11 protein-coding genes are annotated in these 14,400 nt (G+C 70.0%); 9 read left to right on the forward strand and 2 right to left on the reverse strand.

Annotated features, from left to right (window positions below):
- Positions 1-44: 44 nt before the first annotated feature.
- The 9 genes from LZP97_RS15160 to LZP97_RS15200 all read left to right on the forward strand — a co-directional run bounded on the left by LZP97_RS15160 (position 45) and on the right by LZP97_RS15200 (position 10,711).
- Positions 45-2,009, forward strand: a complete 1,965-nt coding sequence (locus tag LZP97_RS15160; protein WP_082061212.1) for an LLM class flavin-dependent oxidoreductase — start codon at positions 45-47, stop codon at positions 2,007-2,009.
- Positions 2,006-2,731, forward strand: a complete 726-nt coding sequence (locus tag LZP97_RS15165) for an SDR family NAD(P)-dependent oxidoreductase (protein ID WP_017679955.1) — start codon at positions 2,006-2,008, stop codon at positions 2,729-2,731. The genes LZP97_RS15160 and LZP97_RS15165 overlap by 4 nt, the downstream gene beginning before the upstream one ends.
- 144 nt (positions 2,732-2,875) lie before the next feature.
- Positions 2,876-3,301, forward strand: coding sequence for a nuclear transport factor 2 family protein (locus LZP97_RS15170; protein ID WP_017679954.1), 426 nt, complete (start codon positions 2,876-2,878; stop codon positions 3,299-3,301).
- Between the two features lie 48 nt (positions 3,302-3,349).
- The gene (locus LZP97_RS15175; protein WP_017679953.1) at positions 3,350-4,447 is read left to right on the forward strand and encodes an LLM class flavin-dependent oxidoreductase; all 1,098 of its coding nucleotides are present in this window, start codon (positions 3,350-3,352) and stop codon (positions 4,445-4,447) included.
- 63 nt (positions 4,448-4,510) lie between these two features.
- Positions 4,511-5,005, forward strand: a complete 495-nt coding sequence (locus LZP97_RS15180) for a flavin reductase family protein (RefSeq protein ID WP_017679952.1) — start codon at positions 4,511-4,513, stop codon at positions 5,003-5,005.
- A gap of 5 nt (positions 5,006-5,010) precedes the next feature.
- A complete protein-coding gene (locus tag LZP97_RS15185; RefSeq protein ID WP_040270261.1) occupies positions 5,011-6,258 on the forward strand; it encodes a bifunctional 3,4-dihydroxy-2-butanone-4-phosphate synthase/GTP cyclohydrolase II in 1,248 nt (415 codons plus the stop codon).
- Positions 6,259-6,338: 80 nt separating this feature from the next.
- Complete coding sequence (locus LZP97_RS15190) at positions 6,339-8,240, forward strand: helix-turn-helix domain-containing protein (protein ID WP_053085926.1); 1,902 nt, start codon at positions 6,339-6,341, stop codon at positions 8,238-8,240.
- Between the two features lie 96 nt (positions 8,241-8,336).
- Complete coding sequence (locus LZP97_RS15195) at positions 8,337-9,389, forward strand: phosphotransferase family protein (protein WP_040270257.1); 1,053 nt, start codon at positions 8,337-8,339, stop codon at positions 9,387-9,389.
- 26 nt (positions 9,390-9,415) lie between these two features.
- Entirely contained in the window at positions 9,416-10,711 is a 1,296-nt protein-coding gene (locus tag LZP97_RS15200; RefSeq protein WP_048773972.1) for an acyl-CoA dehydrogenase family protein, read from the forward strand.
- A gap of 117 nt (positions 10,712-10,828) precedes the next feature.
- On the opposite strand, the gene LZP97_RS15205 is transcribed toward LZP97_RS15200, so the two are convergent.
- Together LZP97_RS15205 and LZP97_RS15210 are read right to left on the reverse strand one after the other, a co-directional pair.
- A complete protein-coding gene (locus LZP97_RS15205) occupies positions 10,829-11,677 on the reverse strand; it encodes a universal stress protein (RefSeq protein WP_225223195.1) in 849 nt (282 codons plus the stop codon).
- 5 nt (positions 11,678-11,682) lie between these two features.
- Positions 11,683-14,382: a cation-transporting P-type ATPase gene (locus tag LZP97_RS15210; protein ID WP_010593339.1), complete on the reverse strand. Its 2,700-nt coding sequence runs from the start codon at positions 14,380-14,382 to the stop codon at positions 11,683-11,685.
- Positions 14,383-14,400 lie beyond the last annotated feature (18 nt).

Consider the following 14,400-nt stretch of genomic DNA (forward strand, 5'->3'; position numbering starts at 1 on the left):
GTGCGGGCGGCCCCGCCGGAGGCGTCGTCCCGAGGAGGCACACCGTGAAGTTCGGCATCTTCTACGTCCTCGAATGCCCGGACCGGGACTTCTCCCGGGCCTACCGCGAGATGCTCGAACAGATCGCCTACGCCGAGCAGCTCGGCTTCGACGAGGTGTGGCTGGCCGAGCATCACGGCAGCGACTACGGGTCGATGCCGTCGCCGCAGGTGGCGGCGGCGGCGATCGCCGCCCGCACCGAACGGATGCGGATCGGCATCGCGGTGAGCAACCTGACGTTCGACTGGCCGGTGCGCATCGCGGAGGACTACGCGATGGTCGACGTCATCTCCGGTGGCCGCCTCGATTTCGGGGTGGGGCGCGGCTACCAGCCGGACGAGTTCCACAACATGGGCGTCGCCGATCTGCAGGGCGAGAGTCGCGAGGTGTTCGTCGAGGCGCTCGAGATCGTGCGGGGCCTGTGGAGCAAGAAGCCCGGCGAGCCGTTCTCCTACCACGGCAAGCACTTCGACCTCGACAAGGTCGACTGCCGCCCGACCCCGGTGCAGCGGCCGACCCCGCCGATCTACATTGCCTCGATCAGCCCGGAGACCCTGGATCTGGCGGCCGACCAGGGCTACAACATGCTGGTCACGCCGACGTTGATGACGATGCCGGAGCTGAACGCGTTCGTCGTCGACGCCAAACGACGGCTGCGCGACCTCGGCCGGGACGTGCTGAGCCTGGATTTCCCGATGAACTGGCAGATCCACCTCGCCGACACCGAGGACGTCGCGGTCGAGAACGCGCGGGACGCCCTGACCTGGTATTTCGATGCGGCGCTCGCGGCGGTGCCGCAGGGCCCGGACGTGCCGGCGACCTACGAACGCTACGCCGAGCTGGTCGCCGCGGCCGACGAGGCCGGCGGCATGACCGTCGAGGGGCTGCGCGACGGCGGCGTCGTGTACGTCGGTGATCCCGACGGCCTGACCCGGCAACTCGAGTCGCTGCACGACGAGACCGGCCTGCAGCACCTGATCTGCTGGATGCGGTTCGGCGGCCTGGCCCACGAGAAGGTGATGCGGTCGCTCGAGCTGTTCGCCGAACACGTCATGCCCCGGTTCCGGGATCGCCCGGCCGTGGTGCCGAGGGCCCTGCGGCCCGACCCGGCCACCCCTCTGCTTTCCCATCCGCTCGATCCCACTTCCCCACTCGCACAGGAGGACATCATGGGTTATCTGCCCGTCGAGAACGACCGCCGGATCTACTTCGAACACCACCGCGGGGAGGGTCGGCCGATCGTGCTGATCCACGGCTGGGGTGCCACGGCCCGCGCCTGGGACACGACACTGCCGGCGCTGCGCGCCAACGGCAACGAGGTCGTGACGCTCGACCTGCGGTGCTGCGGCCGATCCGACAAGGACTTCGACGACGTGTCGATCGCCGCGCTGGCCGCCGACGTGGTGGCGCTGGTCGAGCACCTGGACCTGGACCGGCCGGTGATCAACGGCTGGTCGCTCGGCGGGGCGGTGGCGACAGCGGCCGCCGCGCAGCTCGGGGAGCGGGCGTCGGCCTTGGTGCTCACCGGTGGGGCGTCGCCGCGGTACACCGCCACCGACGACTGGCCGCACGGGGGGACGGTCGCCGACGTCGAGGGTGTGCTCGCCGGCGCCGCCGCGAACCGGGCCGAGACGTTCCGCGGGGTCGCCGCGGCGGTGTGCGCCCAGGATCCCGGCGAGGCCGTGCTCGAGTCGATCTGGGACATGTTCATGTCGATGGGTCCGCGGGGCGACGACTCGCTGCGCGATCTGGCGACGATCGATCTGCGCAAGGAGATCGCGGCGCTGGAGGTGCCGATCCTGCTGCTCCACGGGCGGCTCGATGCGTTCGTGCCGTTCTCCGGCGCCGAGGCGGTGCCGGCGCTCAACGACCGCGCCGAGGTCGTGGAGTTCCCGTCGAGCGGGCATGCCCCGTTCCTCGAGGAGCGCGACCGCTACCTCGCCGCGTTGACAGGATTCCTGAACCGATGAGCGGCGTCAGGACGTGGCTGGTCACCGGCGGTTCCCGGGGCATCGGGCGGGCCGTGGCGGAGGCCGCGGCCGCCCGCGGCGACAACGTGGCGGTGTTCGCCCGGAAGCCGGCGACGGCGCCGTGGACGCACCCCGACCGGGTAGTGGAGATCAACACCGACATCAGCGATGCGGCGTCGGTCGGGCTCGGGGTGGACGCGGTGTTCGACCGGTTCGGGGCGCTCGACGTCGTGGTCAACGCCGCGGGTGTGCACCGCGGCGGCCGGATCGACGATCTGCCCCGCGCCCACTGGGACGAGGTGCTGGCCACCAACCTCACCGGCGCGTTCGAGGTGGCCCGGACCGTCGTCCCGCGGCTGTCCGCAGGGGCGGCGATCGTCAATGTCGGTGCGGTGGTGGGTTTCCGGGGATTCCCGGGCGACGTCGCCTACGGTGCGGCGAAGGCCGGGCTGAGTGGGCTGACCCAGGTGCTCGCCGTCGAGCTGGCACCGCGGGACATCCGCGTCAATCTCGTCATCCCCGGTTTCGTGGACACCGACATGACCTCGGCGTTGACGGGCCGGGCCCGGGAGCGGGTCGTCGCGGCGATCCCGATGGGCCGAACGGGCCGCCCCGAGGAGATTGCGCAGGTCGTCGTGGGTGTCGCGGACGCGCCGTACATGACCGGCTCGGTGGTGGCCACCGACGGTGGGCTGATGTCCTCGTTCAGCTCGCGGGCGTGACCGTCCGGTCGTTGTAGCGGCCTACAACGACCGGAAAACCGGCGTGACCCATACCACAGTCTTCCGGATACCGTCGGAGGCAGCAGTTGGGAAGTTCTTCCCCCGCTCCCTGATTCGTCCAAGTCCTCACTCGAAGGAGCTCAGATGGACAACGTCGCGACCGCCGGAAGCCTCGAAGCGGCCAACAAGAAGCTCGTCGCCGAGTTCATGGAGGTGTTCACCTCCGGCGACGTCGAGGCGATCCTCGGCTACCTCGCCCCCACCGCCACGTGGTGGGTGGCCGGCACCATCGACGGAATCTCCGGGACCAAGACCAAGGAGGAGTTCCGCGAGATGCTCTCGGGCCTGTCCGCGACCACCAGGACCGGGGCGATCGCCCTGACCCCGCGGGCATGGACTGCCGAGGGCGACCGGGTCGCCGTCGAAACCGAGTCGTACTCGGAGATGGCCAACGGCCGCGTCTACAACAACCTCTACCACTTCGTCTTCGAGATCCGGGACGGCCTGATCCAGTCGGTCAAGGAGTACCTCGACACCGAACACACCCGGGCCGTGTTCCTCGCACCCTGATCCGCTTCCCGTCTCCCTCCATCCCCCCTCACGCAAGGAGTTACGTCCATGGACGTCGGCATGCTGCTCGTGTTCCAGAACTACCACGAAAACGTCAGCGACCAGGAAGTGTTCGTCCGCGAACTCGAGATGGGCGTCGCCGCGGAGAAGTACGGCTTCGATGCCGTCTGGTCCGCCGAACACCACTTCGACGACTACTCGATGTGCCCGGACAACATGCAGATCATGTCGTACCTCGCGGCCCGCACGTCGACCGTCAAGCTGGGCACCGGCGCGGTGATCCTGCCGTGGAACAATCCCGTCCGCGTCGTCGAGAAGATGACGATGCTCGACATGATGTCCGAGGGTCGCGCCCTGTTCGGCATGGGCCGCGGACTGGCCAAGATGGAGTACGACGCGTTCGGCATCCCGATGGACGAAGCGCGTGGACGGTTCATCGAAGCCGCCAACCTCGCGATCGAGGGGCTGCGCACCGGTGTGGTGGACCAGCCCGACGGCGAGTTCTACCCGCAGCAGCGCGTCGAGATCCGTCCGGCCCCGAACCCGGCCTACGAGTGGGGACGCGACCGCCTGTTCGGCGCCGCGATGTCGCCCGACTCGGTTCCGGTCATCGCCGATCTCGGCGTCCGCATGATGACGTTCATGCAGTTCGAGTTCGGTAAGCACGCCGAGGCGATCAATCGGTGGCGCGACCTGTACCGCGAGCGCTGGAACACCGAGCCGCTGCCGCCGGTTATCCAGGACTTCGTGATCTGCCACGAGGACGCGGAGGAGGCCCGTCGCCTCGCTTACGAGCACGTCGCGCGGTATTTCCTGTCGGTGATCAAGCACTACGACTTCGCCGGCGAGCACTGGCGCGAGACGAAGGGCTACGAGACCTACCAGGTCGGCGCCGACATGATCCGCGAGGCCGGAATGGAAGCCGCGGCCGACGCGTACGTCGAGGCCAACGTGTACGGCACGCCCGAGCAGATCGTCGAGAAGTACGCCGCCCGGCACGAGATGATCGGCGACTTCTTCGCCAATGCGGCGTTCGCGTTCGGCGGCCTGCCGATCGAGCAGGCGGAGAAGGCCCTGAAGCTCTACGGCGAGAAGGTCGTCCCCGAGCTCCACAAGATGAAGGCGCCGGTTCCGGCGAACGCCTGAGCCGTTCGGGGCGGTGCCCGGTCCCGTCGGGCACCGCTCCGGCCGACCCCGTCGGAGGACGAGATGAATCCAATTGCCGCCCAAGAGTTCACCGCCGAGTTCCGGGACGTGATGGCCAGTGTGTGCACCCCGGTGACGGTGGTGACCGCACTCGACGGTGCCCGCCCGCACGGCACCACCGTCAGCGCCTTCGCCTCGCTGTCGCTCGATCCTCCGATGGTCCTGGTGGCCCTCGACCGCGGGTCCGACCTGCTCACGGTCGTGCGGTCCGGAGGACGTTTCGGGGTGAACGTCCTCGGCCACGGCCAGGACGCCCTCGCCCTGACGTTCGCCCGCAAGGGCACCGACAAGTTCGACGGGGTCGACTGGTCGCTGTCGGCCGGGGTGCCGCGGGTCGACGCGGCGCCGGGGTGGTTGGCGTGCCGGGTCGCCGACCTCGTCGACGGCGGCGACCACGTCGTCGTCCTCGGGCACGTCGAAGCCGCCGCCCGCGTCGACCATCCGCCGCTGACGTACCACCGGCGCACCTTCGGCACCCACAGCGCAGAACAGGAGTAGTCGCCATGCCACGGACCAGCCCCGCTCAGGACGTCGAACTCGCGGTCGAGACCCTCGCCGCCGGCGGCATGGTCGTCGTCGTGGACGACGACGACCGGGAGAACGAAGGCGACCTCGTCGCGGCCGCCGCCACGATGACCGCCGAGCAGATGGCGTTCATCGTCCGGCACACCACCGGCATCGTCTGCGCGCCGATGACCGCGCACCGCGCCGACACCCTCGACCTGCCGCTGATGGTCGAACACAACACCGACGCGCACGGCACGGCGTTCACCGTCACCGTCGACCACGTCTCCACCGGGACCGGGGTCAGCGCGCAGGACCGGGCCGCGACCGTGCGGGCACTCGCCGACGACACGACCGAACCTGCGGATCTGCGCCGGCCGGGCCACGTCTTCCCGCTGCGCGCCCGCGAGGGCGGGGTGCTCGCCCGCGCCGGGCACACCGAGGCGACCGTGGATCTGCTGCGTCTCGCCGGGGCCGGAGACGTGGGGGTGATCGGGGAGATCGTCGCCGAGGACGGCTCGATGCGCCGCGGCGCCGATCTCGTCGCGTTCGCCCGGGAGCACGGCCTGCCCCTGCTGCGGATCGCCGACCTGGTGCGATACCGGGCTGCGACGGAGCCGTTCGTCGAGCTCGTCGCCGAGGCGACGATGCCCACCGAGTTCGGGGAGTTCCGGGCCGTGGCGTTCCGGTCGGTGCTCGACGGCACCGAGCATCTCGCGCTGGTCATGGGCGACGTCGCCGCCGCCGGACGCACCTCCGACGGGGTGCTGGTGCGGGTGCACAGCGAGTGCCTGACCGGCGACATCCTCGGTTCGCTGCGATGCGACTGCGGGGCGCAGCTCGAGCGTGCGCTCGCCGAGATCGCCCGGGAAGGGTGCGGGGTGCTCGTGTACCTGCGCGGCCACGAGGGCCGGGGCATCGGGCTGGCCCACAAGATCCGCGCGTACTCGCTGCAGGAGCAGGGCCTCGACACCGTCGATGCGAACCGGGCGCTCGGTCTGCCCGACGACTCGCGCAGCTACGGGGTGGGCGCCCGGATTCTCGCCGACCTGGGCGTGCGGCGGATGCGGCTGATCACCAACAATCCCGGCAAACTCGGTGGGCTGGAGGGCTATTCGATCGAGATCGTCGGCCGGGTGGCGTTGCCGACCGTCGTCACCGCACACAACGTGCGCTACCTGCGGGCCAAGCGGGACCGGATGGGCCACGAGCTCGACGGCGCACTGGCGACTGTGATCGCGACCTGATTTCCCGTAGATTGTGATAATGAACAACATCGACACGTGGCGGCGCCGCACCCTCGGGCGCCGGGAGATGAGGTAGACGCATGGCGCTGCCGAGCGGGAACGTCGAGCCGACGACGCCTGAGCACGGCCCCGCCCGTGCGACGGTCCCGACCGCCGCCCACGCGCCCACCCTGGTGGCCCACCCCGCGACCCGGCCCCGCGAACGCGACGTCATCACCGCGTTCGCCGAGATCACCGGGGAAGCCATCGGCGACGCCGACCTCGAACAGCTGCTGCGCTCGGTGTGCGTGAAACTGTGCACCGTGCTCGGGGTGTCCCGCAGTTCGCTCTACCTCAGACGCCCCGACGGCCGGTTCCGCGGCGCCGCGGGACACTGCGCCGACGAGGGTGACATCACCGAAGCCGTCAAGCGCCAGGAATCCGGGATCGCCGGCGACCACTTCAGCCGGGAGATCATCGAGACCGCCCGGTCGGTGCTCATCGAGGACGTCCCCAACGACCCGCGCCCCCATCGCCGGACCATGGAGCACTGGCGGGTCCGCGCCATGCTCGGGGTGCCGTTGGTGTTCGACGGAGAGGTCATCGGCCTGCTCTTCGTCGACAACAAGGATCTTCCCCGCCGTTACACCGCCGAGGACATCGAGATCGCCGAGATGTTCGCCCAGCTCAGCGCGTTGTTCCTCACCCAGGCGATGCTCAACTCGCGGCTGCGGGCACAGGCCTCGGAGATCACCCGCAGCCGCAACACGCTCGCCTACCTCGCGGACGTGCACCGCAAGCTCACCAACGCCGTGCTCGAGGGCGCCGACATCCAGCGCGTGGTGCGGCTGCTCAGCGACCTGTCGACCAAGCCCGTCGTCCTCTACGACGAGGACTTCCGGGTACTCGCCTGGGCGGCGCCGGTCACCCTCGGATTGGACCGCGCCCCGGTGATCTCGGAGCAGATCCGGCGCATGCCCTCGGTCGAGGCCGAACTCGCCGGCCTGAGCCCGGACCGGCCGTCGGCCGTGGTGCCGCCCACGTTGTCCGTCGGCCTCGGCCGCCGGCATCTGCTGTGCCGGCTGATGATCGAGGGCAAACCCAACGGCTACCTGGGCATCGTCGAGGTCGGCCGTTCGCTCGAGCAGGTCGACGCGAACATCGCCGAACACGGCGCGACGGTGCTGTCCCTGCAGATCCTCTCCGAACGCCGGCAGATCGAGACCCAGGGCCAGGCCCGCGACGACTACCTGTCGGATCTGCTGCGCAACACCCGCGACAAGGAACACCTGGTGCGGCGCGGCCCGCAGTTCGGTATCGACCTCACGTATCCGCACGTGCTGGTCCGGTTCACCCTCGCGGCGAACCAGCGGATGTCCGCCTCCGCCGCGCAGCGTCTGGTCACCCGCCGCTTCCAGGAGGTGCTCGGGATCGACGAGCCGGCGGCGGTGAAACTGCCCGGCAGCGTGATCGTCCTCGTGCCGCTGCCCGACGGTGGCTGCGCGGAGGAACTGCAGCGGGTGCGCGACGCGGTGTCGCGGATCCGCGCGTCGCTGCAGCCGCAGCTGGCGACCGGCGCCACCGTCATCTCCGGTGTGTGCCGGGAGGTCACCGACTTCTCGCAGGCCGCCCGGGAGATGCGGGAGGTCGCCGAGATCGCGCGGTCGTTCGAATGGTCCGCCGGGGTCCTCGACGTCACCGAGCTCGGACTGTTCCGGCTGGTCGTCAGCTCCGGCCGGGTCAAGGAGGCGGTGCACTTCGCGCACGAGTACCTGCACGCCGTGCAGACGGCCGACGACGGCGTCCTGCTCGACACGTGGCGCGCGTTCGTCACCGCCGAGGGGCGGGTCCAGGGCGCCGCACAGACGCTGGACGTGCACGAGAACACGGTGCGCTACCGGATGGGCAAGATCAAGGAACTGACCCGGCTCGATCCGGCCAGTCTCGACGTCATGCTCTCGGCGCGGCTCGCCTTCCAGATCCTCGACTTCTCCGGCCGCTGACCAGCGCGGACCCTACTCCCACGGCGGTTGTGGAAACCCACAACGAGCGACGAAAGCCGCACTGCCCCCACCGGACCCGGCCGATACCGTCGTGGTATGCCGACCGATACGACAGACAGCGAACTGACGGGGATCGATCTCCCCGCGCTGCGCGACTGGATGGACGCAAGCGGCCTCGGTGCCGGCGACCTCACCGAGGTCTCCCCGATCGGCGGCGGAACGCAGAACATCATGCTCGCGTTCGAGCGGGCGGGAACCCGCTACGTTCTCCGCCGCGGACCGAAACACCTTCGCCCGCACTCGAACCGGATGATGCTGCGGGAGATGACCCTGCTGCGTGCCCTGGCCGGGACCGCGGTGCCGCACCCGAGCTTCATCGCCGGGTGCGAGGATACCGACGTCCTCGGCGCCGTCTTCTATCTGATGCACGCTGTGGACGGCTACAACGCAGCGGAGAGCCTGTCCCCCGCCCACGCCGCCGACCGGGACACCCGCCGTCGCATGGGCCTGGCAATGGTCGACGCGCTCACCGAACTCGGCCGGGTCGACCCTGCCGCGATCGGTCTGACGGGATTCGGACGCCCGGAGGGGTTCCTCGAACGGCAGGTGGGCCGCTGGACCAGCGAACTCGAGTCCTACACGCTGCTGTCCGGATATCCCACGGTGCTGCTGCCCGGCGTCGACCGCCTCGCGTCGTGGCTCGACGACAACCGGCCCCGGCAGTGGACACCCGGCATCCTGCACGGCGACTACCACGTCTCCAACGTCATGTTCGATCGGATCGCCCCCACGGTGAATGCGATCGTCGACTGGGAGATGGCCACCGTCGGCGATCCGCTGCTCGACCTCGGCTGGATGCTCGCGATCTGGCCCGAGACCGACGGCGAGCCCGACCTGCTCGAAAGCCGCCTCGCCGACGCCGGTGGACTGCCCACCCGTGCGGAACTGGTGCGGCGGTACGCCGAGAACACCGACCGCGATCTCGCCGCCCTCGACTGGTACACCGCGCTGGCCGCGTTCAAACTCGGCATCATCCTCGAAGGCACCTACGCCCGCGCCTGTTCCGGGCAGGCCCCCCGCCCGGTCGGCGACCGGCTGCACCGGTACGCCCTCCACCTGTTCGAGCGCACCCTGCGCTTCCTCGACTGACCCGCCGACCCCGGAGGTAGACACACATGGCATGGGATTTCTCCACCGAACCCGAATTCCAGCAGAAGCTGGACTGGATGACCGCCTTCGTGCGCGAGGAGATCCGTCCGCTCGAAACCCTCGAGCTGACCTGGCCGCAACTGCTCACCGCGATTGCTCCGCTGCAGCAGAAGGTCAAGACGCAGCAGCTGTGGGCCGCGCACCTCGACCCCGAACTCGGCGGACAGGGCTACGGCCAGGTCAAGCTCGGTCTGATGCACGAGATCCTCGGTTCGTCACCCCTCGGTCCGATCGTGTTCGGCTGCCAGGCACCGGATTCCGGCAATGCGGAGATCCTCGCCGCGGTCGGCACCGACGACCAGAAGCGCCGCTGGCTCGACCCGCTGCTCGCCGGTGAGAAGTACTCGGCCTTCGCCCTGACCGAACCGGACAACGCCGGCGCCGACCCGACCAACCTGCAGACCACCGCCGTCCGCGACGGCGACGACTGGGTGCTGAGCGGCGACAAGTGGTTCATCAGCAACGCCTCGACCGCCGACTTCGTCATCGTCGTCGCCGTCACCGATCCCGACGCCGAGCGACACCGCCGCGCCTCACAGTTCATCGTCCCCATCGACACCCCCGGCCTGGACGTGGTGCGCGACATCGCCTCGATGGAGAACCCGTCGCCGCGCGAGAACACCTACGGCTCGCACTGCGAGGTGACCCTGCGCGACGTGCGGGTCGGTGCCGACGCGCTGCTCGGCAATCCCGGCGACGGCTTCCTCATCGCCCAGAAGCGGCTCGGCCCCGGCCGCATTCACCACTGCATGCGGTGGATCGGCCAGGCCAACCGCGCCTTCGACATGATGTGCGAACGCGCCACCTACCGCTTCGCGCACGGCAGCGTCCTCGGCGAGAAGCAGACCGTGCGCAACTGGATCGCCGACTCCGCCGCCGAGATGCAGGCACTGCGGCTGATGACGCTGCAGGCCGCCTGGGTGATCGACACCCAGGGCACCAAGGCGGCCCGCAAGGAGATCGCCATGATCAAGTACTTCGGCGCGAAGATCCTGCACGACATCATCGACCGCGCCGTGCAGACCCACGGCTCCCTCGGCTACAGCTCCGACCTGCCGCTCGACTTCATGTACCGCGCGGCGCGCGCCGCGCGGCTCTACGACGGCCCGGACGAGGTGCACCGCGACACCGTCGCCAAGCTGATCCTGCGTGACTACGAGGCGCCGGCCGACCGGATTCCCACCGAGCACGTGCCCACGCGGCGCCGCGCCGCACAGGAACGCTACGCCGCACTGTTCGACGAGGTGCTCGCGTCTGTGTGAGGCTGGGCGCGCCCCCCGCGCCCGAGCGTGCACTTCTCGTGACGACACGCCGGGCGGTGGCACGAGAAGTGCACGCTTGCCGGAACATTGGGCGCCAACGCTACGGACGGGGCCCGATCACCTGGCGCGAGCACCGGTGTCCGGCACCACCAGGACGTCCGTGGTGGCGTGTCGCAGCACGTGCTGGGCGACGCTGCCGAGCACTGCGTATTCGAGGGCGGAACGCTCCCCGGTTCCGACGACGATCAGCTCGGCGCGATGCTCGGCTCCGATCTCCGGAATCATCGAGGGCGCATGGCCGGATTCGATGCGGGTGTCGGCGGGCTCGGGGATCAGGGTCGCGGCGAGTTCGTCGAGGTGGAGGCGGATCTGTTCGGTGCTGACGTGCCGCAGCTGCGCCAGCGCGGCGTCGTCGGCGCCGTGCAGTCGCATGAGTTGTTCGCCCATCACGACGGACACGTGTACGAGAACGTGGTCGGCCTCGGGGGTCCAGGCTGCGGCGGTGTGGGCGGCCGAGGTGGCGGCACGAGAGGTGTCGACGGCCAGGAGGACGGTCCGGTAGGGGCCGGCCGGTGGATTCTTGACCACCAGTACGGGCGCGGTGCTGGTGCCGACGAGACGTTCGGCGGTGCTGCCCGGCAACGCTCCGGCGAGCCGGCGGGCTCCGTGCGCGCCGACGACCAGCAGGTCGGTGTCGCGTTCCCGGGCGAGGGCGCCGACGGTGGAGGCGACCTCACCGGCCCGGACCACGCCCTCGATGTCCCCGCCGCAGCGGCGCAGATGGTCCGTCAGGAGAGTGTGCGCGCGCCGCGTTGTTTCCGGTGCGGCCGGGGACGGCACGACCTGCACGGCGGTGAGCTGCGCGTGGTGCTCGCGGGCGAGTTGTGCAGCGCGGCGCACCGCGTCGGCCGCGCCGTCGGACAGGTCGGTGGCGACCAGGATGTGCCGAAGAGGGGACGTGTCCATCGTGCTCACGACTCGGCACGTCGGGCACGGATGCGGCGGACCACCCACTTCTCCGCCTCGGCGACGAAGAAGACCGTCAGCCCGACGCCGAGCACCTTCGCCCACTCCACGAGCGTCAGTCCCGCGGAGCCGAACACGGTCTGGAAGAACGACGTGTAGGTGTAGAGCAGCTGCAGCCCGATGCAGGCGGTGATCGCACCCAGCACGTAGCGGTTGCCGAACAGCCCCTCCCGGTTCAGGACCGAGCCCTCGATGCGGCGGCTGTTGATCAGGTAGAACATCTCGGCCACGACGATCGCGTTGACCGCGATCGTGCGGGCCACCTCCACAGTCGTACCCGCTTCCAGCTCCCACAGGAACAGCCCCAGCGCGCCGGCCATCATGAGCACCGACACCATCGCCACGCGCCACACGAAGAACGCCGACAACAGCGACTCGGTGGGCGGACGCGGCGGCCTGCGCATCACGGACGCCTCGGTCGGTTCGAACGCGAGTGCCAGGCCCAGGGTGCTGACCGTGGCCAGGTTGATCCACAGCACCTGGGCCGGGGTGAGCGGCAGCGTCAGCTGGAACAGGATCGCGGCGATCACCACGAGTGCTTCGCCGCCGTTGGTGGGCAGCATGAACAGCACGAACTTCTTGAGGTTGTCGTAGACGCCGCGACCCTCGCGCACCGCCGCGGCGATCGTCGCGAAGTTGTCGTCCGCCAGCACCATGTCGGCGGCTTCCTTGGCGGCCTCGGTGCCGCCGGCACCCATCGCCACACCGACGTCGGCGCGGGTGAGGGCCGGGGCGTCGTTGACGCCGTCGCCGGTCATCGCCACCACGTGGCCGTTCTCCTGCAGTGCCCGCACCAGGCGCAACTTGTGTTCGGGGCTGGCCCGGGCGAACACGTCGGTGTCGGCGACCACGCGCCGCAGCGCAGGTTCGTCGAGTGCTTCGATCTCGGCGCCGGTGACGGGCCGCGAGCCGATGCCCAGTCCCATCTGGGTGCCGATCTCAGCGGCCGTGTCGGCGTGATCGCCGGTGATCATCTTGACCGTGATGCCCGCCCGGTGGCATTCGCGGACCGCGACGACGGCTTCCTCGCGGGGCGGGTCGATGATCCCGACAAGCGCGAGCAGGGTGAAGTCGTGCTCGGCGTCCTCGAAGTCGAGGGTGGCACCGACGGCGTCGCGGTCCCGGTAGGCCAGGGCCAGCACGCGCAGTCCCTGCGTGGCGGTCTCCGTCGCGCGGGTGCTCCAGTAGGCCGTGTCGACGACGGTCCGCGAGCCGTCCTTCTCGAGCTGATGGGTGCACGCCGCGAGCACCTTCTCCGGCGCGCCCTTGAGGAAGATCCGCTCGTGCACATCGTCGTCGGCGCGGTGCAGGGTGGCCATGAATCGGTGTTCGGATTCGAAGGGCACGACGTCCAGACGCGGCCAGGCGTGCTCGGCGTCCTGCTGAGTCAGCCCCGCCTTGCGTCCGAGTACGAGCAGCGCCGCCTCGGTGGGGTCGCCCTCGATCTGCCATGCCCCGTCCACGTCGAGCAGGCGCGCGTCGTTGCACAGCACACCGGCCCGCACGGCCAGATCCAGCGGGGGGACGGATGCCCGATCCGCGACGGTGCCTTCGCCGGCGGTCAGCGCCCCGACCGGGGCGTAGCCGATCCCGCCGACGTCGATGCGGTGGTGCGCGCACAACACCTTCTGCACGGTCATCTCGTTGCGGGTGAGCGTGCCGGTCTTGTCGGAGCAGATCACGGTGACCGAACCGAGCGTCTCGACCGCCGGTAGTCGCCGGATCACCGCGTTGCGCCGGGCCATCCGCTGCACCCCGAGCGAGAGGGTGACCGTCATGATCGCCGGCAGCCCCTCGGGGATGGCCGAGGCGGCGAGCGCGACGACGAGGGTGAACATCTGCGCCGGGGATTCGCCGCGCCACGCGATTCCGAGTACGAACGTCGCCGCAGCGACGACCAGGATGACCACGGCCAGCCACCGGGCGAACCGGCCGATCTGCCGCAGCAGCGGCGTCGTGGTCTTCGGGATTCCGGCGAGGAGGGCATTGATGCGGCCGAGTTCGGTGTGGACACCGGTGGCGGTGACCACGCCGTCACCCTGCCCGAACACGGCAACGGTTCCGGCGTAGGCGGCCGACCGGCGGTCCCCGAGTTCGCTGTCCGCGTGCACCGGGCGGGACGTCTTGTCCACCGGGACGGATTCCCCGGTCAGGGCCGCCTCGTCGACTCGGAGTTCGCGCACGCGGATCAACCGCAGGTCGGCGGGCACCCGGTCTCCGGAGACGAGCCGGACGACGTCGCCGGGCACCAGGTCGGCCGCGGGGAGATCGACGATCCGTCCGTCCCGGTGCACGCGGGCGCGGGGTGCGAGCATCGCCCGGATCGAGTCGAGCGCCGATTCGGCCCGCCCCTCCTGCACAAATCCGAGGAGCGCATTGATCACGACGGCGGCGAGCAGCACCGCCGTGTCGATCCAGTGCTGCAGGAACGCGGTGATGACCGCGGCGCCGAGCATCACGTAGAGCAGGACGTTGTGGAACTGCCGTAGCAGCCGCCACCACCAGCGGTCCGACGGGGGACGCGGCAGCTCGTTCGGACCGTGCTCGGTCAGCCGCCGCTCCGCTTCGTCCGAGCTCAGCCCGGTCGGCGAGGTGCCCAGACGATCCAGCGTTGCGGTGGTGTCGAGCGCGTGCCATTGGTGCATTACTTGCACTTTACCAAA

The organism is Rhodococcus sp. DMF-1, assembly GCF_021441945.1.
Lineage (GTDB): Bacteria > Actinomycetota > Actinomycetes > Mycobacteriales > Mycobacteriaceae > Rhodococcus > Rhodococcus ruber.